The following is a 25,847-nucleotide window of genomic DNA, read 5'->3' as shown; positions in this document are numbered from 1 at the left end:
ACCAGTCGCTTGCGCAGATCCAGACTGAAGCTCTTCATGAGCTACACTCTACCATCCTCCTCAATATGCGACAAATTAAATAGAAAATGCTCTAGCGTGGTCGTTTTCATGAGTTGTGTTTTCGCGATGGTGAGATGGTGGTATTTGAACGAGCTGAAAAGCTTGAAAGCGGTTACTCCTGGACGCTCACAAGGGACTTGAAGCCACCGTAGGTCATGCGCTTCATGTCAAAGGGCATCACGCCAGGCTGCATGAAGGGAGCCAGGCGTGGGTCCGCCATGACCTTGGCATTTACCTGGTCACGGTGTTTGCGCGACTTGAAGCGAATCCAGGAAAAGACCACGGTCTCATTCGGTTTGGCTTTGGTGATTTTCGTAAAGGAGGCGTTCGGGGGCATGCCTTCAATCTGCAGGTCATCGCCCACGCACTCCCAGTATTCGAGCGCACCGTGTTCCTTCCAGACCTTGGAGGCCTTCTTGGCGATTTTCATGTACTCATCGATCTTGTCGGTGGGCACGGGAATGACGAATCCATCAATGTAGCTTGGCATATAGGTTCTCCTTTTTCTTTGGTTGCGCGTTCTGGTTTGAATGGGCGGGCTTCGAGCGTGGTGTCTCTAGACCGGGCTTTGGGGGATGAAATGGGGAGTCTTCCGCGCCTTCGTCATGATGACGAAGGAATCAGTTGCGGAAGGACAACAGCCGGCAGTTTTGTTCCGGGAATTTTGCAAACGCCGGCAACAGGCATGTCGTTGGAGGTCTGCTTTGCTGGCCGCCTGAGAGAGCGGCGGCAAAGATCAACCCGATGGTGAGGTAGCCCACCAGGATGCGGGTGTATCGTGTTGTGGGGTTCATGGCCGTCACGGAGTTGGGGGAGAGAGGTTTTATCGATGAGAGCCGGCGGAGGTTTTTCCAGGTGTACTCAGCTCTTGGTGGCTTGGCTGGCGCAGCAGGATTCCTTCGTCTCTTCCTCTTCGCCGTATTTGTCGTGGTGCTTCGTCCAGAAGTAACCGATGCCATCGAGATCCGGCATGCCGTCCCACCCTTCGCCGCGGCCATACGGAGTGAGGTCGAGGAATTGATAGATGCCCACCAGCGGATCCATGCCGCGGCCGAAGGTGGAGTAGGTGTGGAAGATGCGCCCTTCGTCATCGCGGAGGAACACGCTCACGCCGGGCTGTTCACCTTCCAGATGGTAGACCTCCTCCTTGCGCTTCAGCGTGGCTTCGTCCTGGTAGTTGTATTCCACCGGGGCCACCTTGGGGTCGATGGTGACGTGGAAGTCATAGTTGAAGTCACTGCCGAAGGAGGAGTACCACGGAAGAGTCCACTCCATGCGCTTCTTGAAGGGAGCGATCTTCGAGTACGCCGCACGTGAGATGAGGGTGATCGTGGTGTCACGCGCGTGGAAGTGGGAGAGATGGCCGATGTTGTCCGCCATGAAGGAACAGCCTGAGCACCCTTCGGTGTAGGGCTCCGTTTTTCCGGGAGGTGGGTGGCCGGGCTCAAACATGAAGTGATACACGATGAGCTGGTGGCGGCCCTCGAACAGGTCGGCCAGCTTCACCTTGCCTTTGGGACCTTCAAAGGTGTAGTCCTTGTCGATTCGCACCATCGGCAGGGTGCGACGGGCCTTGTTCACCTGGTCACGCTGTTTCGTCAGCGCCTTCTCCGTGGCGAGCAGTTCTTTGCGAGCGGCGAGCCACTCATCACGCGAGACAATTTTTGGAAGCGTGTAGTTCTGGGCATTCATGGCTGCGATTCTGAAAGGTGAGGGTTTGTTTCAGTCGGTCGTTCATAGGCATGACGAACCAGCCTGAGCGCCCAGGACATCTGGACTCACTTTTTTCAGAATCGCGCCAGCGTGCCCCTTTCGGGCACGCTTTGAAGCGCTTTCACATGCACTTTATGGCTTCCAGGCTGCGCCTATTGTGCATAATGATCCTGGATTGCGCGCACGAGGCCGGGAATCGAATGTTCCGCGGCTTCAATATCGATCTTCAGGCCGCGCTTGGTGAGCGTCTCCGAAGTGATGGGGCCGATGCTGGCAATCTTGATGCCGTCTGGCAGTGTCAGTCCCAGTTCCAGGAAATGCTCCACGGTGGAACTGCTGGTGAAGGTGATGACATCCGCACCTTCTTCCTTGAAGCGCACGATGGCCTCATGATTCGCATTCTCCGGAACGGTGCGATAAGCGATGGCTTCATCCACAATGGCGCCCATGCCCGTGAGTTCATTGCCAAGGATTTCGCGAGTCTGTTCAGCCTTCACCCAGAGGATGGTCTGGTTCTCGACCTCTTGATCCTTGAAGGCTTTCACCAGTCCTTCCGCCACGAACTTCTCCGGCAGCAGATCCACGGCCAGATGGTACTGCTTGATCTTCTCCGCGGTGCCAGGTCCGATGGCGGCAATCCTCACGCCCCCGATGCTGCGTGCGTCTGCATACAGCTTGTAGAAAATGTCGAAGAATTTTTCCACACCATTCGGACTGGTGAAGACCAGCCAGTCATAGGTGTGGGAATCCATCACGAGCTGCGCGAAGCCTTTGCGGTCTTCGGGATCTTCGATGCGGATGGTGGGAATCTCGATGACATTGGCGCCGAGATCCGCGAGCTGCTTGCTCAAGCCGCCAGCCTGCGTGCGCGTGCGTGTCACCACGATGCGCTTGCCGAAGAGGGGGCGATTCTCAAACCAGTTCAGCTTGTCGCGCTCCAGCACCACACTGCCGATGACGCACACCGCAGGGGCCTTGAATCCTGTGTCGGCGATCACCTGGCCGATATTCGCCAGCGTGCCTTCGATGGTCTGCTGTCTGGCCGTGGTGGCCCACCGCGTGAGTGCCACTGGAGTAGCAGGCTTTGCACCGTGCTCAATCAACTTGGCGGCGATGTCTGCGATGCGTTCCACGCCCATGAGCATCACCTTGGTGCCATCCGCCTGCGCAATCTTCGCATAGTCGAGCGAGCTCTCCGGCTTGGTAGGATCTTCGTGGCCGGTGAAAATGGTGAGCTGGGAGCAATGTGAGCGGTGCGTCACGGGAATGCCTGCATACGCAGGACCTGCAATCGCCGAGGTCACGCCTGGAACGATTTCAAAGGCCACACCCGCGTCGGAGAGCTCCTGGGCCTCTTCCGCGCCGCGACCGAACAACACCGGGTCGCCACCCTTCAAGCGTGTGACGACTTTTCCTTCGCGCGCCTTCTCCACGATGAGCTTGTTGATGCCTTCCTGGGAGAGCGTGTGGTCCTTGGACTTCTTGCCCACATAGATCTTCTCCGCATCCGGCTTCGCGTAACGGAGGAAATCAGCATTGCTCAGGTAGTCATACACCACCACATCCGCGAGCTCGATGCATTCCTTGCCTCGCAGGGTGAGCAGTCCGGGATCGCCCGGGCCCGCGCCTACGAGGTAGCAGATGCCGCGTTTCGCCGATTTCTTGGTAGCCATGATGATGAAGGGAAAATGAAAAGTCTGAGTTAAGCTTTCTGTACCTTGCCGGCGAGGTCCGTCGCCAGTGCGAGAGGGTCTGACATGGAGCCTGTCGCCTCCAGATCCACCGGCTTGGCTTCCGCATTCTTTTCGGAGAAGACAAGGACGCGCATGTGCAGACTCTCGCCGCTCACGGAAGTGCGTGCGCCCACGGGTGTCTGGCATCCAGCGCCGAGAAGGCGCAGGAATTCACGTTCCGCCTGCACGCTGGCAAAGGTCACCGAGTCATTAATGGCCTGCAGTACTGTGCGGGTGGTTTCATCACCGTCGCGAATCTCAATTCCGATCGCGCCTTGTCCTGCGGCGGGTAGGAAGTCATCTCCGCCAAGAATGGTCGCAGGGATGGTCTGCCCATCGAGTTGCACGGCGTCACCCTTCAGCAGACCCAGACGCTCCAGGCCAGCGCGTGCCAACAGGATGCCATCGAGTTGCGAGGGCGCGAAGAGCTTGCGTACGCGCGTGGGCACGTTGCCGCGGATCTCTTCTGCGACGACGTCCGGCCGGCGCCATTTGATCATGCGCTGGCGTCGCACACTGCTGGTGCCGATCTTGGCACCGGCGGGAAGCGTATCCAAGGTGTAGCCGTCGCGAGTCAGCAGCACATCTTCGGTATTTGCACGCGGCAGCACGGCGGCGATGGCAAATCCCTTCGCAAGATCACTCGGCACGTCTTTGAGACTGTGCACGGCAAAGTCGATTTCACCCGACTCCAGTGCCATCTCCAGTTCCTTGATGAAGATGCCCTTGTCGACATGGGCCACCTGGTTGAACTCGCTGAAGCGCAGATCCGGCCGCTTGTCGCCGGAGGTGGCAATGATGCGACGTTCAATCTTGAGCGTGGGATGAGCCTGCTGCAGGGCGGCAGTCACCATGTCTGCCTGGCAGAGGGCGAGTTCACTGCCACGCGTGCCGAGGATGAGCGCTTTTTCGTTCAAGGTTCCAGATGCGGGGTTTCGAGATTCAGGGGCGGGTCCGGCAGCCGGGTGACGGTCACCGGGAGGGGGGGCGAATCTTCGTGATAGCCGAACTTCCGCAACTGCTCTTCGATGATTTCCTCGCACTGCGCCAGAGCGCGCTCGCGGTCACGGCGACCTTCGTCCGCGATGAGCTTCAGCGCGTCCATGTCGTAGAGGTACACGTCCTCAATATCATTGACCCGAGGATCCACGTCGCGCGGCACGGCGATGTCGATGATGAAAAGGGGGCGTCCGTGGCGGCGACGCATCGTGGGCCCCACCAGTTCCGGGGTCACCACGAAGTGCGGTGCGCTGGTGCTGCTGATGATGATGTCCACTTCATGCACCGCGCGTTCCCAGCTTTCGAAGCGCAGGGCCTCGCCGCCCATTTCCTTGGCGAGTTCCACCGCGCGGTCATGGGAGCGGTTGGAGATGATGATGCTCTTCGCCCCGCGGGAGAGCAGGCTCTGGGCGCAGGTGCGGCTCATCTCCCCGGCGCCAATGAGCAGCACGCGGCAATCCTTGAGGCTGCCAAAAATCTTCGCCGCCACATCCACCGCCACGCTGCCCACGGAGGTGGAGCCACGCTGGATGTTCGTTTCATTGCGCACCTGCTTGCCGACGCTGAAGGCGCGCTGGAACAGCTTGTTCAGCATGCGGCCCGTGGTACCGGTTTTCAGTGCCGTGTCGTAGGCCGACTTCACCTGGCCGAAGATTTCCGTCTCCCCCAGCACCATGGAGTCCAGGCCGCTCACCACGCGGAAGAGGTGCCGTGCCGCATCCGCCTGCGCGAGTCGGTAGCAGCTCAGCGCGTCGCGTTGGGCATGGGTGAGCTGGAAGTGGTCCACGAGGTAGCCGAAGAGCACATCGAGGGCGCCATCGCCATAGGCATCATCACACGAGGCAAAAAGCTCCACGCGATTGCAGGTGGAGAGCACCACGCTTTCCTCAAAGCCCTTGAGTCCCTGAATTTGCAGGGCGGCCTCCGGTTGCTTGCTCTCGGCAAAAGCCAGCCGTTCGCGCAACTCAATGGGAGTTGTGCGATGATTCAAGCCTAAGCAGAGAAGCATGGAGTCGGGTGGGCGGAGCGGGCGAGACTGAGACTGAAGGAGGGGCTGGCGGGTCTAGGAGCGGGAGGTTACGACCCAGAGGGACAGCACGGGCGCGGCAAATCCGAGGACTGCCAGCCAGGCTGTGTGGCGCGAGCCAAGCGTGTGAAACCACATGAGCAGGAGGATCACCGCGTAAAAGGCCAGAATACCCCAGCCCACGTAGAGCTTCGAGGCGGGGATGGGGTCGACAATCTTGAACGTGAACACCATGGCCACACTCAGCAGTGCCACGCCGAGCGCCACCATGCGCACCACTGCCCGGGACAGTTTCTGGATGGGCGGCAGTTGGTGGAAGAGGGCGTGAATGCGGTGCCTCTTCAACAGGAAGTCCTGCATGAGGAACATCACCCCGGTCACACAGGCGAGGGCAAAGGCCGCGTAGGACATCAGCGCCAGGGAGGCGTGCATCTCCAGCCAGGGGTTCACCTTGGACGCCAGCACCTTGGCCGAGGGCGGCGGCATGGGGGAGAAGAGGACCAGGGTCTGCAGTCCCGCCAGCAACGGGGCGGTGAAGACGCCCAGCAGGGACAGGCGGTAGGCCGTGCCCACGGCGAAGTAGAGCAGTACCAAGGACCAGCCGATGAAGACGTAGATTTCCAGCAGGTTCGTCCGCGGACAGTGGCCATGCACCTTCACCCGCTCATAGAGGAAGAGGGTCTGGAAGAGGAACCCCAGTGCCATGGGAATCACATGCCACCGGTTCTCCTGCCACTTTCCGGCCCGGATGGCCGCAATCGCATGCACGAGCCCCGCCACGAAGGAAAACGTGGAGAGGAGCAGATAGAGGCGGGCGGGTTCCATGGGGGACGGACAATCTGGCACAGGGTGGGGCGGGCCGCCAGTCCGCCCGGCTTTTTCTACCGGGAGGATTGGGCAGGCCCACTCCACACAAATGCTTACGTGCTTGCGGGCTCGCTTCGCTCATGCACCATAGCGCCCCATGTCACCTTCTTCCCTTCAACGTCTGCGAGATGCCATCCGTGATGTCCCTGATTTTCCCCAGCCGGGCGTCCTTTTTAAGGACATCACCCCTGTGCTGGCAGATGGGAAACTGCTGAATCTGGCCTTGGACGCCATGGCGGAGGCGGTGGAGGGCCAGCGTGTGGACAAGGTGGTGGGCATCGATGCCCGAGGCTTCATCTTCGGCGCGCCGCTGGCCGCCCGCCTCGGCTGTGGTTTTGTTCCTGCCCGGAAGAAGGGCAAGCTCCCCTGGCGCACCCGGGGGGTGGACTATGCTCTGGAGTATGGATCCGCCTGCCTGGAGATGCATGAAGACGCGGTGCAACCGAATGAAAATGTGCTGCTTGCAGATGATCTTCTGGCCACCGGTGGCACTGCCGGAGCCGCGCTTACCTTGCTCCAGCAGACCGGGGCCAATGTCCTGGGGTCCGTGTTCTTCATCGAGCTGGCTTTTCTCCACGGTCGTGGCAAGTTGGAGCCCTTTGGGCCGGTGCAGGCAGTGGTGACCTTTTGAGGGGTCCCGCTGACACGCCGCCCTCGTCTTTCTTCCTCAAATCGGTACATGGCCCAGCTCGTCAAGAAACTCTCCACCCGTGCGCGAGAAGCGCTGGCCAATACCACCGGAAAACCCCGCTCACCCGCGGAAATTCTCCGCACGTTCAAGCGCTTCCGGAAGATTGAGGAAGCCCGTATCCGCATGATGCACAAGGCCGGAGGAGGCGGCGTGGAGATCTGTGAGATGCGCTCGGACTTCATCGATGTGCTGCTGAAGCACCTCTGGAACGAGCTCCTCCTGCGAGAAGATGCGGCGGAGGCCAGGAGCCTGAAGATCAGCCTGGTGGCCACCGGCGGCTACGGTCGCCGCCATATGAATCCGCAGAGTGATGTGGATCTGCTTTTCCTGCTCAGTGGAAACGGGACCAAGGTCCCGACGGCGCTCGGTCCCTTCATCACGGCCTTCATCACCACCATGTTCGACCTCCGCCTGGCGGTAGGGGATAAGTCGACCCGCACCGTGGGAGACACGCTCTCTCTGGCAAATGAGAAGAATGATGTGAAGACCGCCCTTATCGAGGCGCGCCTCGTCGCGGGGAATGAGGAGCCGTACCAGGAGCTCAAGCGCCGCTATGACAAGGAGTGCATGGACGGCAAGGAGACGCAGTTCCTCCTGCTCCGCCAGCAGGATCTGCTCGCGCGCCACGCCAAGTACGAGGGCACGCCCTCCGTGCAGGAACCCAATGTGAAGAATGGCTGCGGTGGCCTGCGCGATTATCACAATGCCCTGTGGATGTCCTACGCGAAGCACCGCACCACGAATCTACGTGATCTGGTGAAGCTGGGCATTTTCCCCGCGAATGCTGTTCGCGAGATGGAGCGTGCCTACGACTTCATCCTGCGGGTCCGCAATGAGCTTCATTACATCGAGGGACGCGAGAGCGACATTCTCACGCTGCGTCTTCAAGGTGTGGTGGCGACGAATCTGGAGTACCCGCAGAAGAAGATTCTGCAGCGGATTGAGTACTTCATGCGGGAGTACTACACCCACAGCGGCTGCCTGCTGCACCGTGGCAATGAGCTGATGGATCGCTTCCACCTCCAGGCGCTTGCGGAAGAGAAGCCCAGCCTGGTGGCCCGTCTTCTCCGCCGTACGGAAAAGCCTGTGGAGCGCTTCGATGGTTTCATCAGCCGGGACGAGCGCATCCACCCGCAGGAGGATGACATTTTCAAGGAGGATCCACCGCGGCTCATGCGCCTCTTTGTGCACACACAGCAGCGCCACCTGAGGCTGAGCCCGGAGCTTTTCCAGCTCGTGCAGAAGAACTGGGCGCTCATCAATCGCGTCTTCCGCTACAACAAGGCGGCGCGTGAGAGTTTCGAGGCCATCCTCAGCCAGAAGGGGGACGTGGCCCGTGTTCTCCGCCAGATGCATCGCGTGGGTTTCCTGGGGCGCTACCTGCCGGAGTTTGGAGCGCTGACCAATCTGGTGCAGCATGAATTCTTCCACCGCTATCCGGCGGATGAGCACACGCTGCGAACCATCGACAAACTCGATGAACTCGCCGGCACGCCGAAGCGGGGCATGGAGTTCTTCCAGCAGCTCTTCCATGAGGTGCAGGATCCCTTCATCCTTTATCTCGCGCTGATCTTGCATGACTCCGGACGTGCGGAGAATACCGAGACCCACTCAGATGCCAGTGCCCTGCTGGCCGACCGCGTCTGCCGCCGCCTGTCGATCAAGGGCGCTCGCCGCAGGCTGCTGATGTTCCTCATCGACCATCACCTCACGCTGTACCGTACCGCGACGACGAAGAACCTGGATGATCCCAAGGTCATTTCGGAGTTCGCAGCCATCGTGAGAAACAAGCAGCAGCTCGATACGCTGCTGGTCATGACGCATGCCGACTCCCGTGGCACGAGCGACAAGAGCTGGAACTCGTGGAAGGAAAGCCTGCTGCTCCACCTGTATCACAGCACCATCCGGTACCTGAACGATCCGTCCGACTACGTGCGCAGCGTCAGTGCCCCGCTGAAGGAGCTGCAAGGCGAGGTGCATCGCAAGCTCGATTCCAGCTATGACCTGGAAATTGCCGCGCACTTCGAGAAGATGCCGCGCAGTTATTTCAACTTCCGCAGCGCAGATACCATCGTGCAGCACATCCAGGTGTACCGGCAGTTCTTTGAGAAGCTGGTCAAAGGCAAGCCGGGCGACAGCCTGCTGCCTGAACTCTTCTGGATCGATCATCCCGAGCAGGGGTGCAGCGAGCTCATCGTCGTCTCATGGGACCGTCACCTGCTGCTGGCGCGCGTGGCCGGTGCACTGGCCGCGCAAGGCATCACCATTCTCGCGGCGGACTTGTACCAGAGGCAGGACGATACGGTGCTGGATATCTTCCGTGTATGCCGCACGGACTTCACGCCGGTCAGCAACGACCGCACGAAGGCGCGCATCAAGTCCAGCATCGAGGAGGCATTCGAGACGCACACCTTCGACTTCAGCAAGGCCATTGCTGAAGTACGCAAGCCCTTCAAGGGGCTCGAGGAGATGGCTGCTGAAGTGCCACAACGAGTGCACTTCAATCATCTCATCAGCCCGGACTACACCGTGATTGAACTCCAGGCGCTCGACCGCATCGGTCTGCTCTATGACGTATTTCGCCATATCGGCCAGGCCGGGCTGAATATCTGCCACGCACGCATCAACACGGAGAAGGGGGTCGCGCTTGATTCCATCTACGTGCAGGACAAGGCGGGCAAGAAGGTCGCGGACAAGGTGTTGCTTGAAGCGCTCAGGGAGAAGCTGGAGCAGGCTGTATTCGCGAACGGAAACTGATCATTTATGATTTTTGATTTGTGATTGATGATTTCGGCTGCCGTTCTGACCAAATCAAAAATCATCAATCAAAAATCATAAATTGAGACCGGTGACTCGAGCGTATCCATTCCTGAAAAGCTCCTTTGAACTCTTCCCCGCCCATCATCCTTTTCGACGGCGTCTGCAATCTGTGCGCCTGGGCGGTGCGTTTCATCATCGAGAGGGATCCTCGTGGCGTGTTTCGCTTTGCCTCGTTGCAGTCACCGGTGGGTCAGGAGTTGATGCAGAAGCATGGACTCAATCCCTCGCAGCTTGATAGCTTCGTGCTGGTGGAGAACGATTGCGCGTACAGTGAAAGCACAGCCGCTTTGCGTGTGGCTCGTCACCTGGGTGGTGCGTGGCCTCTGTTTTACGGAGCGATTGTTCTGCCGCGGTTTGTGCGTGATCCCATCTACAAGCTCATCGCAAGGAACCGGTATCGGTGGTTTGGCAAAAAGGACACCTGCATGATCCCCACGCCGGAGTTGCGGGCGCGTTTTTTGGATCAAGGCTGATTCATGGAGCTTCGCCAAAGAGCGGGATTCGTTCGTCCACGCCGACACCCCAAGGCTGGACTTCCAACGGCAATGCTCCCACATCTGGCTTCTCACGCTCCCACGCTCGCAACGAATCCGGCCATTCGGCGGGAATGCCGTAGCCACTGTCGATGGCGGCACTGGTGGTGCGCAAGGTGGCATCCACCACGTCGGAGGCCTTGTTCGGTACTCGCGTGAGCCCCGGATCCACCACCCGGTCATGAGTGGTCCATCCCGGCTCGTACCGCTTCTGACTGGATACAAACATGGGTGAGCTGCGGAATTTACTGAAAGCTGCCTGAGTCTGTGTCGGACCATCCTTCACGCCCCACAGGATGTTTCCCGCCTCGCGGAGCTGGCCTGCTTCCTTGATGCCGGCGAATCCCGTGCCGGGAACCTTGTCCCATTGCACGAAGATGTTGTTGTACACCTCCCGCTCGGTGTGATTCAGCCCCTGAGCACCCAGCCCGAAGAGGAAATAGTCCCGGAATACCGGCCCTCTGCGCAGGATGGTGTTGTGATACACATGCATCACGGGCCAGATGGGACCACCGTGGTCGCCTACGAGCGCGCCTTCGTGATGAAGAAAATCACCGCTGGGATCCGGCTCAGATGGTACGTGATAGTACACTCCCTTCCGGGAGTCGATCACATTGCGGTAGATAAAGACCCCGGTCTTTGCATCATGATCCAGCGGTGATTCATCCTTGTTCATCTCGTGCTGCTGAAAGGTTCCCAGGCACGCGCCGATGCGGTTCTGGTAGATGAAGAGCGTGTGGTCACGCAATTTGGGCCCACACTCCAATCCATCATCATTGAAGTTGTCCACAAAGTTGTGGTGGAACTGGAGGCCCTTCGCGAAGCGCAGGAAGGCACAGTCGTGATCATCGGTGAACTCGCACCACGCGAACTCGATGTTCTCATTCACCGGCTGATTGTCCTGTAGCACGATTTGATAGGATGCCGTGCCGCGATATTTCATGTGAGCACGCGAAGTCCAGGGTGCTGCCAGTCCTCGAAAAGCGGAGTGGGTCATGCGGATGTCCTTTGAGGCATTGAGCAACAGCCCGGGAAAGCCGCCATACACGGTGAGATGATCGAGTATGATCTGCTCACAGCCGTACACGTGGAGCATGGGGCTGCCTGTGGCGCCACGGAAGACGAGGTTCTTCACGTGTACATGCTTGAGGCCGGACATCCGCCACACGTCATCGCCAAATCCGACTGCGATCACGAGAGGCAGTTTTGCGTGGATCGGTCTCGCCGCGATAGGCACGGTCCCCCAGGCCTTCCAGTTGATGGTGCGCCAGCCGGATGTGGATGCGACCGGTCTCGCGATTGAACCACATCCCGGGACCGCAGTAGAGACCGTCGTCACGCATGTCCTTTTTGTCGCCCTTCCACAGCTCATTGGTGGCGCGGAGGTCTGCGACGGTGCGATATCCGTGCAGCGGCACCATGGAGCCCGCGAAGTTTCCCAGGACCAGCGGCCGCTCATCCTCGATGCCCCACATGGGCTCCCACGAGGCTGGCAGGAACTGACGCGGCGGTTTGCGGTCGTCGAGATGAAGATACGACTTCGTGGAGACATACTCGCCTTCCGCTCCACCTGCGAATGGTTCCCAGCTCTTCGCTGGTTCCTCAAGGAATTCGCGCAAACCACCGTCGATCACTGCCAGCTCTCCTGGATGCGAAGTGATGGTGATGGGCTTCTCCTCCGTGCCTGAGCGAGTGAGGGACACCCTTTCATAGTAAGTGCCCGCGCGAAGCACGAGCGTCTCGCCGGCCTTCAGCTGGCGGGTCCCATGCTTGAGTGACTTCCACGGTTTTTCCCTGGTTCCGGGTTGTGTATCGTCGCCCTTGGAGGGGTCGACGTAGTAGGCTGGTCCTTCAGGAAGCGTCCCGGTGACTGCCTTGGGCAGGGGACGCATGGGTGTTGTCGTGTGGTCAGGAGCAGCGCCAGCTCTCAGACCGAAGCCGCAGGCGAGGAAGCAGAGGAGTCGCAGCATGGCGGCAGATATACGCCGCCTGCGCTCCGGCATTTCATCCTGCCGCGCTACAGTTCTTTGCGATCCGGGGCTCCACTTTGCCGGTGGGCGCCAATGGATGCTCCCGCCTGGTCATCACGCAGGCGATGCACGCCTTCGATGGGATGCACGACACGCTTGTCCTGGTCGAACACATAGGCGCGCAGCGTGACCACGCCCTTGGGAAGTGAAGAGTCCTCCAGCGTGCGCGACCAGCCGACGTAAAACTCGGGATTGGCGCGCACTTCCTTGCGCCGTTCGAAGAAGGTCGCCGGCATCAGCGTGGCGGCGAGTGCCACCACCTCTTCAGGACCTGTCGTGCCCTGGGCGGTGATGAGGATGAGGTCGGCAACGTCATCCACGGACAGGCCCCCCAGCCCGGTGAGCTTCCATTTCCCATCCCGGGTGTCGATAGGCGGGTTGAAGCGGGCCCATTTTCCGCCCGTTTTCTTGCCCACCTTGAAGGAGGCGAGTGTCCGGTCCTTGGCGAATTCCACCCCGTGGAGTTTGCCTTGATCGGCCAGGAAGGACGAGAGGCCGAAGGAGGATTTGCGTGTGATGCGGGCATCCATCCACTCATTGTTCTCAAGCGACATCACCCGGGCGAAGGTGAGCAGCGCACGTTCCTGATCGATGCGGCTGTGTTTCAGGTGCATCAGATTGACTCCCACGTGCCAGTTGATTAGGACCGCGCCCACGAGGATGGCGAATCCGGGAGCCGCGGCGCGTCGCGCATGGGGGAACCAGGGAGAGCCTGAGAACGCCATCTCGCGTAAGGCGGTCGCTGCGAGCAACAACGTCCCAAAGATGAAGAAGACGCTGAAGGTGCCGAAGCGCTCATCCAGGGCATTGTCCACCGAGTTGTGCATGCGCCCCAAGCTGATGAGTCCGGCGGATCCCAGCCCGTAGAGGCTGAATGCGATCCATGGCAATGAGGAGGTTGTAAGCTCGCGATCCTTTCGGTGGCGCACGACAAATCCCACAGAGACAAGGAAAACTGCCAGCAGCGCACCACCCAGAATGGCGCAGAGTGTTTCCGGCTCAATCACCGTGCCCTTGCCCAGCATGCCACCCAGCACGATGAGCACAAATTGTGTACGCATGACCGGTCGATCGAAAATCGCCGCCAGTCCGGCTCCACCATCCGGTCCCTTGTCCGAACCTCCGGGTGCCGTCAGGGCGAAGTAGGCAATCACTCCGTGCACCAGCAACCAGCAGATGGTGAAGGCTATTTTCCGGCCGAAGCTCTGTCCGTGCATGCCGTGCCAGATGGGAAGGCAAAGGAGGATGGCGACGAAGTATCCTGCTCCGAAGGAGTGGATGGAAATGACGCTCAGGATCGCAGCGATCAGAACCCTCCATGGCGAGAGTGGCTGAGCCATCAGCAGCCACAGGCCAATCGCCAGACACGTGCCGGGAATGAAGTTCTGAAACACAAAATCCCACAACCAGACTTCTCCCTGTGCTGCGGTGAAGATGATGGCCGTGGCCCCGCAGAGTGCCAGCGTCGCGGGAAACCAACCCGCCTGCCACAAAGGCCGTGCGAGGCGGTAGACGCACAGCGCGATGATGGCGGAGAACACCCAGCTCAGTATCGGCAGCACCGCCACGTTCCCATCAAGATAGTGGAGCACGCCGAAGTAGATGCTCTTGCCGACGGCCGACGGGTGCACGTAGTTGGGGGCAAAGAACTTCTCCCAACTGTACCTGTCCTCCATGAGCTCACGGTATTGCTGTACGAAGGACCAGGAATCCAGGCAGGGGATGGACACCAGAAGAGGCACCATCTGCGTGAGCAGCACCACCGCTGGCGAAATGATGATCAGCCACGTCCACCAGTGACGCATCCTGGAAGGTGAGGGGCTTGGTGCGTCGGCCATTTGCGGAGTGTAGAAACAATCGGTGCTAACCCGGGGGCCTGCTATGCAGAATTTGCTTAAGGTGATCCCGTGCTGGTGCCACCGGGCAACGCATCATCGTTCGCCCTCACGAGGGCGGTTGTGCCTCATTCAGAAATTGCTGCGACATAGACGGGTCGCCCGGAGAGGGCGTTCGTGTGAGCCGCCCGCATTTTCGTATCACCACCCGTCACCATCGGGTGGGAACCCCGGACCATCTCCGCGTACCCATCCCTGCCCCTCACCGCGCAACATCACCACGATCCTCACCGTACCCGCACCATGTTCCGTACTGTCCTTCCCAGCCTGACCTTGCTCGGTCTTGCTACCTTTTTAAGCGCTCAGGAAGCTGCTCCCGCGGGCAATGACGAAGTGAAGAAGATCATGCAGGAGTTTCAGGGGCGCGGCACGCTTCGCGATGACACGCCTCCCAAGGCACCGAAGGACGCGCTGGAAACCTTCAAGATGCGTGACGGTTTCGCCATAGACCTCATGGCCTCCGAGCCCGCGGTTGAGCAGCCGCTGTACATGTCCTGGGATTCTCGTGGTCGCCTTTGGGTCACCTTGTACCGTCAGTACCAGTTCCCAGCAGGCCTGAAGATCCTGAAGTATGACCAGCACCTGCGTGCCGTCTTCGACAAGGTTCCTGAGCCGCCACCGAAGGGTGAAAAGGGTGCGGACAAGATCGTCGTGCTCGAGGACACGGACGGCGATGGCTCACTCGACAGTCATAAGACGGTGATTGAGGGACTGAACATTGCCACCGCCGCCATCAAAGGTGCCGGCGGCATCTGGGTGATGAACCCGCCGTACCTGCTCTTCTACCCCGACGCGAATGAGGATGATGTGCCGGACGCAGATCCTGAGGTCGCGCTGAAGGGCTTTGGCCTGGAAGACACGCATGCCGTGGCAAACAGCATCCAGTTCGGTCCGGATGGCTGGCTCTACGGGGCCAATGGCAGCACCACGAAGGGGAATGTCTCCAGCAAGGTTTCCAAGAATGTGAAGTTCGAAGGCCAGCACATCTGGCGCTATCATCCGAAGACGACGGTATTCGAAGTATATGCCGAAGGTGGCGGCAACACCTTCAGCACGGAGATCGATGCCCAGGGCCGTGTCTTCAGCGGCACGAACGGGTCGCAGCGAGGCATGCACTACGATCAGGGCATGAGCGGCTCCAAGAACTTCGGCAAGCACGGACCGGCACTGAATCCCTACGCGTTCGGATTTTTCGACCACATGGTCACCAAGAGCGATGGCAAGCGCTTCTCCCAGACCTTCTGCATCTATGATGGGGACCTCATGGCCGATACTCTGGGAGGCCGCATCATCGCGGGAAACTCGCTGCAGAACATGTGCTACGCGAGCCGCCGCATCGCTGACACGAGCACCTTCCGTGTGGAAGATGATGCCCCACTGCTCATCAGCACGGACCGGTGGTTCCGCCCCGTGGATGCCAAGGTGGGGCCGGACGGTTGTGTGTGGCTGGCGGACTGGTATGACACGCGCCTCAGTCACGTTCGCCCGGTGGATGACTGGAGCAAGAAGGATGGCCGCATCTACCGTGTGCGCCCTGCGGACAAGAAGCCTGCTTTGAAGCCCTTTGATCTCCACAAGGCGCCCACAGCAGAACTCATCACGCTGCTGGGACATCCCGCCAAGTGGTGGCGTCGTCAGGCTGCACTGGAGTTGGCATGGCGCGATCAAAAGAGCGCTCTACCGGAGCTTGAAAAGCTGGCGCGTGCTGAAAAGAATCTGCATGCGATTGATGCTCTTCAGGCGCTGCACATGCTCGGCGGTTTCACGGATGAGCTCGCGACGGACCTCCTGAAGCATCCGGATCCCTATGTGCGCCGCTGGGTGGTGAAGTGCGTGGGTGATACGGGCACCGCCAGCACGCAGGTGGTGGCCTCGATCAAGGAACTCGCGGCTCGCGAAGACCAGCCGGAAGTACGCACGCAGATCCTGTGCAGTGCGAAGAGGCTCCCGGCGGAGTCTTCGTTGCCCATTGTAAAAGTCATGATGTCACGCGATGCGGACCTCGCAGACCAGCGCATCCCGCTCATCCTCTGGTGGGCCATCGAGGATAAGGCAGAGGGTGATCGCGAGGCTTTGCTCACCTTCTTTTCGGATCCGGCGGCGTGGGAGATGAAGCTTGCGCGAGCCTATGGCATCCAGATGCTGGCGAAACGGTGGGCCATGGCCGGTGGCAAGGAGAACTATGATGCGTGCGCGAAGCTGCTCGCGCTGGCCAAGCGTCCGGATGATCAGGCTCTGGTCATCGAAGGCATCGCCGCTGCTTTTGAGGGCGGCAAGATTCCTGAACTGCCAGAAGCTCTGGCCACCCCGCTGGCGGCCTTCATCAAGAGCCGCCTCGATTCGGACCTCGGCCTGGCAGTAAAGACCGGCAATGCTGAGGCCGCGAAGAAAGCCGCCGCCATTGTAGCGGACATCAAGGCGCCGTCTGCGAAGCGCGCGGCTCTTGTCACTGCGCTCGCGGAGTCAGGTTCCAAGGAAGCCGTGCCTGCCTTCCTGAAGGTACTCTCCGGTCCTGGAGACATCGGCTTGAAGAAGGCCGTGCTGCCTGTCGCGGCGCGCTTCGAAGAGAAGCGTCTCGCGGAAGCGGTAATCAAGGGATATGAAGGCCGCTATGCTGGTGATGCCACGCTGCGCGATGCCGCGCACCGCATGCTCGCCAGCCGCAAGGAGTGGGTGGGCTATTTTCTCAATGAAGTGGATCAGTGGCACATCAAGTCTGAGCAGGTATCGCCGGACATCGTGCGACAGATGCTCTCCTACGGTGATAAGGAGCTCGCGGCACGCATCGAGAAGCACTGGCCTCAAAAGAACAGCACACTCAGCGATGCGCAGAAACAAGCCGAGATGGAACGCATCAAGACCGCCCTTCGCGGTGGCGGGACGGGAAATCTTGAGAAAGGAAAGCTGCTCTTCACCCAGCGCTGCGCCATCTGCCACACCCTCTTCAACGAAGGCGGCAAGGTTGGCCCTGACCTCACCGGCTATGAGCGGACCAATCCCGAGTTCTGGCTCACGTCCACCATCGCTCCGAGCATGGAGATTCGTGAAGGCTTTGGCGCCTATGTGGCCAAGATCAAAGGCGGTCAGGTGCTCATGGGCATTCTGGACAAGCAGGACGCCGGCGGCATCTCGCTGCGGGATATTGCCGGGCAGCGTCACACGGCACGAGCCGAGGACGTGGAGAGCTTGGAAGCTTCTCCCATCTCCCTCATGCCGGAAGGTCTGCTTGCCGGATTGAGCGATGCAGACCTGCGCGACCTCTTTGCGTGGCTGATGAAGCCGTGATGAGCTAGCCCCATCGGACACAGGGCTTCCGGAACTGCTGCAAGGAATGCCACCACGGGTGGTATTCCTTTTTTGTCCAGATCCGTGCCTTTACTTTCATTTTACAGAACGCAGGTGTTAGCTGGGCCACGCTGGTTGGAACGGCATACCTTCCGATGAACACGCTGCTGCGGATCCTCACTCTCTCGCTTGTTCTCTTCTGGCACGCCTGTGGTCAGGCGCAGATTAAGGAGGAAGGCATGTTCCTGGATTACAAGCAGTCTGGCGGGTACATGCAGTATTCCCACGCCACCATCCAGATCCTACAGTCGGGAGATACCGTGGTGCGCGTGCAGGTAGGAGAGAAGGAATTCGCGGAGCACAAGACCACCCTTTCACCGGAAGAAATCGAGGTGATTCGTGTCGCAGCGCATGCCGTGGATTTCTTCAATCGACCGCCTTCGGAGAAGATACCCCGTCTGCATGCGCCGGACAGCGAGTTGCTGATCACGGACAAGGGCAGAACCAAAATCTCGAAGGACGTTTGGGATGGGGCGCACGAGCCGCTCATGCTGTACGTCCACCGTCTCATGACGCAGGCCACCGCTCTGCATATGATCCAGACAGAGGGAGACCTATACACCGCCACTGGCGCCGTGAAGACTTCTCACGCCGGAACCAAGGCGCTGCAACCACGGCATTTTCGCAAGCCGCTGATGGACTACATCAGGACCCATCAGGACTGGCAGAGGGTAAACTGGGCACTCCAGGCACTGGCATGCGTCATCACGCCGGAAGAATATGCCGGTTTCGTCTCGGCGGAGAGTCGCAATCGCTCCGACAAGGACTCCCTGATCAAGATGCAATCCAAGGGCTGGATTCCCGACACGCATTTCCTGGCGCTCGCTCCGTTGTATCTCGCCTACGTGAGGGAGCATGTGGACAGTGTGAGCGCTCTGCCTCCAGAGAAAAAGGAGATTTACGAGGCGTGCGTGGCAGGTCTCAGGGAGGCCAGGTATGTGCCGGCCATTCCTTTGATGGTGGCTTCCATCCAGAAGAGTGCGGAACCCAACAGGACGCTTCTCCTTTATCCCCTGGCGTATATGGGTCTCCCCGGCTTGCAGGCCATTACACCCCTTCTCAGTGAAGGTGATGAAACGCACCGTCTGGATGCCATGGAATTGACGGTTGCGGCCTCGCGTCTCAACCCTGATGCCGGCTACGGCGGCGCGGTGACCGAGTACGAGTATGAGCAGATGAGGAAGCTTTTCACGGATCGTGTGCTGCCTGCGTTGCGCTCGATGGCAGAGGGCAACGGCTCCAAGAAACTGAAGGAGAGCGCGGTGAAGACGATTGGAACGATCGAGGAGGAGATGGCGAAGTAGGCCCCCACCAAGGTAGACTCACGCCGCCAGCATCTCCACACTGACCGCAGTAGTGGCGCCAGCCTTCTCATCCGCCTCCATGATCTCAATGGTGCGGTTGGCCTGTCCCACGGCGCCATTCCATGCGGTGACCGTCGGGTAAAGCTGGGCTGTCGTGGAGAGATAGATGCGGCCCGGAACGAGTGACTCGGGCGGCCGTTGCTTCAGATAGCCTTTCGTGAAGATGGGCTCCACGAAGGGCGCTTTGAAGACGAAGCGCGTCTCCAGATCCTCATCGCGCAGATCTGGGAACACTTGTTTCAGCGAAGCCCACCAGCGCGTGGCGATGACATCCTCAGACTCCGCCATGCGAGCGTCTGTGCGGTGGAGATACTTCGTGAGATACACGAGGTGGCGGCCTTTCCCGCGGTCACCTTCCTCCGTGAGAGTGGAGCTCTCGATGGCTCCATCAAAGGGGAACTGCTCCTGCGGCGTGGCGACCCAGTAGTGTGGAGTGAGGGGGCGGCGCAGGAAGAGGAGGCAGTTGATCACTCCCTGGTAGTCGATCTCCTTCCGCATCTCCGGCATCACCGAGCGCAGATGTGATCCGGCAGATTTCTGGAAGATGGGCCAGGGGGAGGTCACCACCACACGGTCGAAGCGTCGCTTTCCGTTCTCCGTGACAAGCACCGGATGGCTCGTGGCATCCAGGTCCACGCTCACCACAGGTTCATTCATGCGGATATCCACCCCCAAGGCGCGCAGTCGTGCTTCGAGAGTGTCGACAATGCGCTTGTAGCCACCGCGGATATAGCCTTTTTCTTCGCCCTTGGCATCGCCTTTTTCGCGGTTGAAGCGTGACCAGAACCACAAGGCCGGCACCTGCTCGAAGCGGTCGCCAAACTTTGCCTGCAGCATGGGCTTCCAGAAGGTGTTGAAGGCGCTCTTGCCGGAGAGCTTGGTGAGCCAGTCCACTGCGGAGATGTCATCCAGGCCCTTGTCCGACACCATGCGGCCGTACACGCCCGTGAAGCCCACGCGCAGGCGGTCGATGAAGCTGAGTGGAGAAAATTTCAGCAGGTCCACCGGCTTGTTCAGAGGCAGCACCTTGGAGTCATGCCAGTAGCCGAAGGTGGTTGGCTTCCAGTAGGTGTCGTCACGCAGCTTCAGATCTTCGAGCAGCGCGAGGAGCGGTCCGTCACTGGGCAACATGCAGTGGTAGAACTTTTCAAAGGTGCGTCCCTCATGCTTGAAGAAGGTGCCCAGGCCGCCGAGCTGGCCACTGCCTTCGTAGAGCGTCACCTTCCTGCCGGACTGGGCCAGGCGGAAGGCGGAGGTCAGTCCAGAGATGCCTCCACCAATCACGGCCACGTTCGTGTGCGAGCTGTGATGCTTGCCGGTGGTGCTGAGTGAGTGGTTGGCAGTCATGTGCGGAAATGTCTGTGGGTTGAGAACATTGGCAACTTGAAGCCGCCATCCGGCAGGGTCCGGACGGCGGCTGTGTGCTCAGGTATAACTCAGGGTAAAAAGACGGAACGCAGCGTCGCTCGGGTTCAGGGCCTCGCACCCATGGTGGCGAGCTTGCGGCTTGGAGAACCGCCGATGACGATGCCGGCGCTGGCGGCTGTGCGGAACTTGCTCACCACCGTCCAGTACTGGCGGAGCGTGCGGAAGAGGCGCAACTTGCTCACACCTGCCTTCTGGTCGTAGCGGAGTGTGTACGGGATTTCCACGGCCTTCGCGCCGATGATGCGGAGCTTGGCCAGCAGTTCCAGCATGCAGGCGAATCCGGAGACTTCCACGAGCTGATCGCCAAACTGCTGCACGAGGCGGCTGATGACGGAGGCGCGGTACACGCGGAAGCCGGTGGAATAGTCGCGCACGTTGCGGAACGGAAGGATGGACTTCATCATCACGAAGCATCCAAGGCTCAGCACCTGGCGGTAGTAGGGCACGCCCTTGATGACGCTGCCGCGCTGGTAGCGGGAGGCAATCACCACATCCACGGGCTGCTCTTCGAGCACGCGCACCATCTGGTCGATGTAGCAGGGGTCATGTGAGTTGTCCGCATCCATGGTCACGATGAAGCCGCCGAACTGGCGTGCCTCGGTGAGTCCGGTCTGGATGGCGCGGCCCAAACCCTGGTTCTTCGGATGGCGGACGAGATGCACAGGCATGCGCTTCGCTGCTTCTTCAGCAATCTCCGCCGTGCGATCGGCGGAGCCATCATCCACGACCACGATGCGGTAGGGGCGGCCGGTGGCAGACATGGTCTTTTGCAGGCGCTCAAGCAGGAGGGGCAGGTCCTTCTCCTCGTTGTACGCGGGAAGGACGATGGAAACAGGACTCATGTTCGCAGGCATGGGGCAGTTGTTGTGTTGAGGTTGAGCCTTGGTTTTTTCTGTCTCAGGCGTGGCGGGACATTGCTGCAGTGACGGGCGAGGGGAGTGACTCGGGGGCCGGCAGGGTGGAGATCGGCATTGGGATCACGTTGGCTGGCATCTTGCGGAAGGCGGCGGCATGGTCTGCGACGGTGCCGACGTTCCAACGCTTGCGCAGGCTGCTCAGGACGAACTCGACCAGCGCCTGCTTCCGGGCGACCGGGATGCGCATCGCGGGGAAGTAGCTCATCGCCGGCGCATCATTGAGATCCATGAAGTCCGTGGGATGCAGCAGCAGCGAAGGGCCCACATTGCTCATGCGGCACAGTGTGGTGGCGATGCGCCAGTAGAGGCGGGCCAGGGCATCCGAATGCTGTGCAAGGAAGAGCAGGTAGCTCAAGTGCACGGGCAGGCGGGAGATCGGCATCGTGGTCACCGGCACTTCCATGAGACCCGGACGAATCTCGAAGGGACGCAGCGGCATCGTTCCGTTGGAGAAACCTCCGTAGAGCAGGGAGCGCTTGCCCTTCTCCTTGCCGGGAAGGCGGGACACGAGCTGGAAGTAGTAGCGCGCAATGGGGCCAAGGAAGGTCGGTAGCAGGGAGGCATCGTACTCATAGCCGCGTAGGCGGAGCACATCGCGCATACGGCCGGACGTGCAGAAGCCCGGGCCACGGAAACCACGAGGACGCTGACCGGTCGCTTCGAGGATGGCGGCTTCAGATTTGTTGAAGTCAGCGGCAAGCTCCGCGTCGCTGTAGAGGGGCATCCATGGCTCGTGGTCGAAGGAGTGATTGCCGATTTCGTGGCCGGCGTCTGCAATGGCGCGAAGTGCAGGAGCGTTCTCCGGATTCGCGGCGTCACGTCCCACGACGAAGAAGGTCGCGTTGATGTCGAACTTGCCGAGCGTCTGAAGAATACGCGGCGTCACTTCATTGAGATAGCCGGGATAGGATTCCCAACCGGACACACCCGCGGTCTTGAGATAGGCCCAGAGATTGTCGAGGTCGATGGAGACGCTCGCAGGCTTGCGTTCAGTGCTCACGAGACCGCCATCACGGAAGTCCGACTGGCTCAGGTGCACGATGCGCGTTGAATTTCCATTCAATTTCGCGTGGGAGTCGGTGAGAGGCTGCATTCTCATGATTGCGGAGTCTATGGCCGACCATTCGCAGATTCAATAAAAATTATGAAAAATGATGTTAACTTTGTTAAACTTTCTCATAATTGCAATTCCAACAGGTCCTCTACGCGATAAACTCTAAGCATTCATTTATGCCGCAGACTCAGGCGTTTATGACGCATCGAAGGCTGTCTAAATGATGCTTTAAGGCTCTTTCCGTAGTCTGCCACGAAAGCCATTCTCATCATAAATTCTCGAATCCTGTCGGGCCCAACTGCAACGAGGGATCATCCGCGGAATTCTTTCGCCGACGAAATTCGGCGATTTTTGCTCGTCTTGCCGAAACTGCCTCAGGGTGGGGACGCATCTGCATGCGGCATGGCATGCTTGCGCCAGATTCTGTCTGTTCGGGAAAGCTTCCGTGCAGCATCGTGGTGCTGCTGCTGGAAACTTTCAATCAAGCGGGAAGGGGCCGCAGACGCGGCGGGACACTCAGGGGCGTGACGTCTCCCTGCGCCTTGGGAATGGGCACGTACGCCACGGAAGCGCGGTGCACGATGCGTTCATCGTGCTGGCCTTTGTAGGCTACCATGGTGTCGAAATACAGGTCCATCGCCTGCCGACGCTCGTCCTCCGAGTAGTCATGCCAGTAGATGTCCCAGAGCCGGTGCTCGTGGTCAGAGTTCACCTGATAGCCCAGCTCTGCGGCCTTTTGACCCATGCGGTGCAACGAGCGCAGAAGGCTGGCTGGCTTTTGCAGGCCGATGAAGCAGAAGTATGCCTCGAGCAGGCGAACTTCCTTGGCGCGGATGGACTGCCAGCACTCTTCGGTGACATGTACTTCCTCCAGGCGGCCAGCGGCAAACCGCGCGCCCATGGCGCAGAGCGCGATGTCAAAAGTGTTCAGCACGTCCGCCAGCGTGCCGTCCTTCACGTTGTGGTAGGTGATTTCGATGATCTGCCCTTCCAACCGGAACTTCAGGCAGTAGGGATGGAAATCCTGCAAAAGCACCGCGCCACGGTCCAGCAGCGCCTGGCAGAGTTTGGCTCGTTGTTTCCGGTCACGGACCCACAAATCCAGATCGTGCATGACCAGACCCTTGCGAAGGAGCGGCTTGAAGGCGCCGCCACAGATGAAAACCTCACCGTCGAAGCCCTTTGGAAACAGAAACGCAAAAAGTTGATGCGCCCGATTGCGGACCCGATGGAGGAAGAGGTGACGCAGCATGGCGGTCCAAAGGGTTGAGTTGTTATGGCCTATGTCGCTTTTAGCAGATTTTTATTTAAGCTCAATGAAAATTTAAGATTTTTAAAACATTGTGACGCAGCGTGACCTTTTTTGAAAATTGGGTTTTCCATGAGGTCGCAGGCCATGAGCGCGACGACCCAAAGCCATCGCGAAGGAGTGCCTTGTTAAACGGCGAATGGCGTGAAACGCGACACCAGTCGCTTGGGCACTACGCACTGCACCACTGCGGCGTCTGCCTCATAGTCCTCGTGCAACACCTTGCCTTCCTGATGCGCGAGCGCGAGAAGGTCGAGGCGGTGCATCGGGAGGCGCAGGTCGAGCCGCACCACCCGGTCAAAGACCATTTCGTGAACGCGGTGGAGCAACTCATCCAGTCCCGTGCCGTCCTTCACGGACATCATGATGGCGTCCGGATGGCGGTGCTGGAGTTCCTGAATGCGGGCCGGGTCGCTGACGAGATCAATCTTGTTGAAGACGAGGATGGTCTTCTTATCTCCAGCGCCCAGCTCCTTGAGGACTTCGGTGGTGGTTTGGAGAAAGATTTCCGCGCTCTCATGAGAGGCGTCCACCACGTGGATGAGGAAGTCGGCGAGATTCGCCTCCTCCAGAGTGGCACGGAAACTCTGCACCAGATCGTGAGGCAGCTTGCGCACGAAACCGACGGTGTCTGTGAGCAGGATTTGCTGGCCGTCCGGCATCTCCATGCGCCGGGTGCTGGTATCCAGCGTGGCGAAAAGCTTGTTCTCCGCGAGCACATCGCTCTTGGTCAGCAGGTTCAGCAGGGAGGATTTGCCCGCGTTTGTGTAGCCGACAATGGCGCCATGCGGCACGGGCACACGGCTGCGCTCCTTGCGCTGGGTGTCGCGCTGCTTGCGAACCTCAATGAGGTCCGCCTTGAGTTTCTCAATGCGCTTGTTGGCCAGTCGGCGGTCGATTTCCAACTGGAGTTCACCTTCACCACGTGCGGCACCGCCGGCGCCACCGCCGCCAGCACCACGCTGGCGGTCCAGGTGCGCCCACATGCGGGTGAGTCGCGGCATGGAGTACTCCATGCGCGCCAGGGCCACCTGCAGGCGTGCCTCACGCGTGCGTGCGCGGAGATTGAAGATGTCCAGGATGACCTCCTGCCGGTCGATGACACACAGGCCGGATTCTTCTTCCCAGGCGCGCTGTTGTCCGGGGCTCAGCTCGTTGTCAAAAATGATGGCATCACAGCCCAGCGCCTTGGCGTGATCCATGAGTTCCTTCGCCTTGCCTGAGCCTGTCAGGTAGCGGGGACTCATGTCGCGCACGTGGACGGTCACTGCTTCCGCGATGCCGATGCTCAAGGTGCTGACCAGATCCTTCAACTCCTCCAGCATCTCGCGAGCCTCCCCGAGGTCTTCACGGCGAAAGCAGGCGCTGATGAGCAGGGCGCTCTCAACGAGATTGGGTTTTTCGCGAATGTCGAACATCGGGTCTTTAGAGGGATACGTTTGGAATCCGCTCTTCCGCTAAAGGGAATGAGGGAACCTCCAGCATACCATCAAATTCGGCCGGCGAAAGGTGCGGTGGCATGTTGAGTCGAAATCCTGCAGGTAGGCCCCTGCGGTCGTGGCGAAAACGCACACACCTTGATCCCACTTCAGCCCACAGATAGGGTGGTGCATGGGTTTTCTCTCCAACCTCTTCGATGTCTTCAAGAAGGGTGAAGACCCTGACAGCATCTACACCGACGAGGTGCTGGGCGTCACGCACTGGTCCGATGAAGACGAAAGCTGGCATGGGGAGTATCGCGGCCTGAAATTCAGCCTGGACTATGAGAGGCTGAAAAAACCGTCGGATGCGGTGGTGGCCTTTGCTCGTGAGGTGCTGGAGGTTCCTGAGTTTCTGGTCGCCTCGGTCGCGACGGAGAAGGACAAAGAAAAGGTCAGTCTGACCAGGCATGGCGACATCTACGCCGCAGAAGTTGATGGGCTGACGATCGGCGAGATCCACTTCTACCTGCACAAGGGGAAGCGTCGCATGTTCATCGGCCTCGAGGGTGGGCGTGACTATCGTGTGTGGCGAATCGAGTACGCAGATCGCACCTGCGAGGGCATGGGCTTTGATAGCTAAT

General features: G+C 59.7%; 21 protein-coding genes. 6 read left to right on the top strand and 15 right to left on the bottom strand.

The features are described 5' to 3' along the window. Positions 1 to 172: 172 nt before the first annotated feature. From DES53_RS12465 to ccsA, 7 genes are all read right to left on the bottom strand, one after another. Positions 173 to 550, bottom strand: coding sequence for a DUF1428 domain-containing protein (locus DES53_RS12465; RefSeq protein WP_113958582.1), 378 nt, complete (start codon positions 548 to 550; stop codon positions 173 to 175). A 130-nt stretch (positions 551 to 680) separates the two neighbouring features. After that, the gene (locus tag DES53_RS32955) at positions 681 to 854 is read right to left on the bottom strand and encodes a hypothetical protein (protein WP_170157057.1); all 174 of its coding nucleotides are present in this window, start codon (positions 852 to 854) and stop codon (positions 681 to 683) included. A 67-nt stretch (positions 855 to 921) separates the two neighbouring features. After that, positions 922 to 1,752 carry a DUF899 domain-containing protein gene (locus DES53_RS12460; protein ID WP_113958581.1) on the bottom strand — a complete coding sequence of 277 codons (831 nt, stop codon included), beginning with the start codon at positions 1,750 to 1,752 and terminating at the stop codon, positions 922 to 924. A 173-nt stretch (positions 1,753 to 1,925) separates the two neighbouring features. Further along, the gene (cobA, locus tag DES53_RS12455; protein ID WP_170157056.1) at positions 1,926 to 3,446 is read right to left on the bottom strand and encodes a uroporphyrinogen-III C-methyltransferase; all 1,521 of its coding nucleotides are present in this window, start codon (positions 3,444 to 3,446) and stop codon (positions 1,926 to 1,928) included. Between the two features lie 29 nt (positions 3,447 to 3,475). Beyond that, positions 3,476 to 4,423 carry a hydroxymethylbilane synthase gene (gene hemC / locus DES53_RS12450; RefSeq protein ID WP_170157055.1) on the bottom strand — a complete coding sequence of 316 codons (948 nt, stop codon included), beginning with the start codon at positions 4,421 to 4,423 and terminating at the stop codon, positions 3,476 to 3,478. Then, entirely contained in the window at positions 4,420 to 5,514 is a 1,095-nt protein-coding gene (gene hemA, locus DES53_RS12445; RefSeq protein WP_113958580.1) for a glutamyl-tRNA reductase, read from the bottom strand. Before hemA ends, hemC begins: the two co-directional genes overlap by 4 nt. A gap of 54 nt (positions 5,515 to 5,568) precedes the next feature. Then, the gene (gene ccsA, locus DES53_RS12440) at positions 5,569 to 6,357 is read right to left on the bottom strand and encodes a cytochrome c biogenesis protein CcsA (RefSeq protein ID WP_113958579.1); all 789 of its coding nucleotides are present in this window, start codon (positions 6,355 to 6,357) and stop codon (positions 5,569 to 5,571) included. A 139-nt stretch (positions 6,358 to 6,496) separates the two neighbouring features. On the opposite strand from ccsA, the gene DES53_RS12435 reads away from it, so the two are divergent. From DES53_RS12435 to DES53_RS12425, 3 genes are all read left to right on the top strand, one after another. After that, positions 6,497 to 7,030: an adenine phosphoribosyltransferase gene (locus DES53_RS12435; RefSeq protein WP_113958578.1), complete on the top strand. Its 534-nt coding sequence runs from the start codon at positions 6,497 to 6,499 to the stop codon at positions 7,028 to 7,030. A gap of 48 nt (positions 7,031 to 7,078) precedes the next feature. Further along, on the top strand, positions 7,079 to 9,847 hold the full coding sequence (glnD, locus tag DES53_RS12430) for a [protein-PII] uridylyltransferase (RefSeq protein ID WP_113958577.1): 2,769 nt from the start codon (positions 7,079 to 7,081) through the stop codon (positions 9,845 to 9,847). A gap of 125 nt (positions 9,848 to 9,972) precedes the next feature. Beyond that, positions 9,973 to 10,383: a thiol-disulfide oxidoreductase DCC family protein gene (locus tag DES53_RS12425; protein WP_245958155.1), complete on the top strand. Its 411-nt coding sequence runs from the start codon at positions 9,973 to 9,975 to the stop codon at positions 10,381 to 10,383. 1 nt (position 10,384) lies between these two features. On the opposite strand, the gene DES53_RS12420 is transcribed toward DES53_RS12425, so the two are convergent. The 3 genes from DES53_RS12420 to DES53_RS12410 are packed head-to-tail and all read right to left on the bottom strand — an operon-like array spanning position 10,385 to position 14,311. Further along, the gene (locus DES53_RS12420; RefSeq protein WP_147263374.1) at positions 10,385 to 11,638 is read right to left on the bottom strand and encodes a hypothetical protein; all 1,254 of its coding nucleotides are present in this window, start codon (positions 11,636 to 11,638) and stop codon (positions 10,385 to 10,387) included. Further along, the gene (locus DES53_RS12415) at positions 11,613 to 12,413 is read right to left on the bottom strand and encodes a hypothetical protein (protein ID WP_113958575.1); all 801 of its coding nucleotides are present in this window, start codon (positions 12,411 to 12,413) and stop codon (positions 11,613 to 11,615) included. The genes DES53_RS12420 and DES53_RS12415 overlap by 26 nt, the downstream gene beginning before the upstream one ends. Positions 12,414 to 12,460: 47 nt before the next feature. Continuing rightward, on the bottom strand, positions 12,461 to 14,311 hold the full coding sequence (locus DES53_RS12410) for a hypothetical protein (protein WP_147263373.1): 1,851 nt from the start codon (positions 14,309 to 14,311) through the stop codon (positions 12,461 to 12,463). 300 nt (positions 14,312 to 14,611) lie between these two features. Between DES53_RS12410 and DES53_RS12405 the strand changes: the two genes are divergently transcribed. Together DES53_RS12405 and DES53_RS12400 are read left to right on the top strand one after the other, a co-directional pair. Next, a complete protein-coding gene (locus tag DES53_RS12405; RefSeq protein ID WP_113958573.1) occupies positions 14,612 to 17,653 on the top strand; it encodes a PVC-type heme-binding CxxCH protein in 3,042 nt (1,013 codons plus the stop codon). Positions 17,654 to 17,808: 155 nt separating this feature from the next. Further along, positions 17,809 to 19,017, top strand: a complete 1,209-nt coding sequence (locus DES53_RS12400) for a hypothetical protein (RefSeq protein ID WP_113958572.1) — start codon at positions 17,809 to 17,811, stop codon at positions 19,015 to 19,017. A gap of 18 nt (positions 19,018 to 19,035) precedes the next feature. Here the strand turns inward: DES53_RS12400 and DES53_RS12395 are convergent, their stop codons facing one another. The 5 genes from DES53_RS12395 to hflX form a co-directional block, all read right to left on the bottom strand. Further along, positions 19,036 to 20,424, bottom strand: coding sequence for an FAD-dependent oxidoreductase (locus tag DES53_RS12395; protein ID WP_113958571.1), 1,389 nt, complete (start codon positions 20,422 to 20,424; stop codon positions 19,036 to 19,038). A 125-nt stretch (positions 20,425 to 20,549) separates the two neighbouring features. Next, complete coding sequence (locus DES53_RS12390; protein WP_113958570.1) at positions 20,550 to 21,359, bottom strand: glycosyltransferase; 810 nt, start codon at positions 21,357 to 21,359, stop codon at positions 20,550 to 20,552. A gap of 43 nt (positions 21,360 to 21,402) precedes the next feature. Then, positions 21,403 to 22,521, bottom strand: coding sequence for a polysaccharide deacetylase family protein (locus DES53_RS12385; protein ID WP_113958569.1), 1,119 nt, complete (start codon positions 22,519 to 22,521; stop codon positions 21,403 to 21,405). 436 nt (positions 22,522 to 22,957) lie between these two features. Continuing rightward, a complete protein-coding gene (locus DES53_RS12380) occupies positions 22,958 to 23,728 on the bottom strand; it encodes a hypothetical protein (RefSeq protein ID WP_147263372.1) in 771 nt (256 codons plus the stop codon). 185 nt (positions 23,729 to 23,913) lie between these two features. Next, entirely contained in the window at positions 23,914 to 25,203 is a 1,290-nt protein-coding gene (gene hflX / locus DES53_RS12370; RefSeq protein WP_113958566.1) for a GTPase HflX, read from the bottom strand. 193 nt (positions 25,204 to 25,396) lie between these two features. On the opposite strand from hflX, the gene DES53_RS12365 reads away from it, so the two are divergent. Continuing rightward, on the top strand, positions 25,397 to 25,846 hold the full coding sequence (locus DES53_RS12365; protein WP_113958565.1) for a hypothetical protein: 450 nt from the start codon (positions 25,397 to 25,399) through the stop codon (positions 25,844 to 25,846). The last annotated feature ends 1 nt before the right edge of the window (position 25,847 follow it).

Origin of the sequence: Roseimicrobium gellanilyticum (assembly GCF_003315205.1) — a bacterium.
Classification (GTDB): domain Bacteria; phylum Verrucomicrobiota; class Verrucomicrobiia; order Verrucomicrobiales; family Verrucomicrobiaceae; genus Roseimicrobium; species Roseimicrobium gellanilyticum.
The sequence above is the reverse complement of the archived record's forward strand: the minus strand, read 5'-3'. Positions and strand labels throughout refer to the sequence as shown.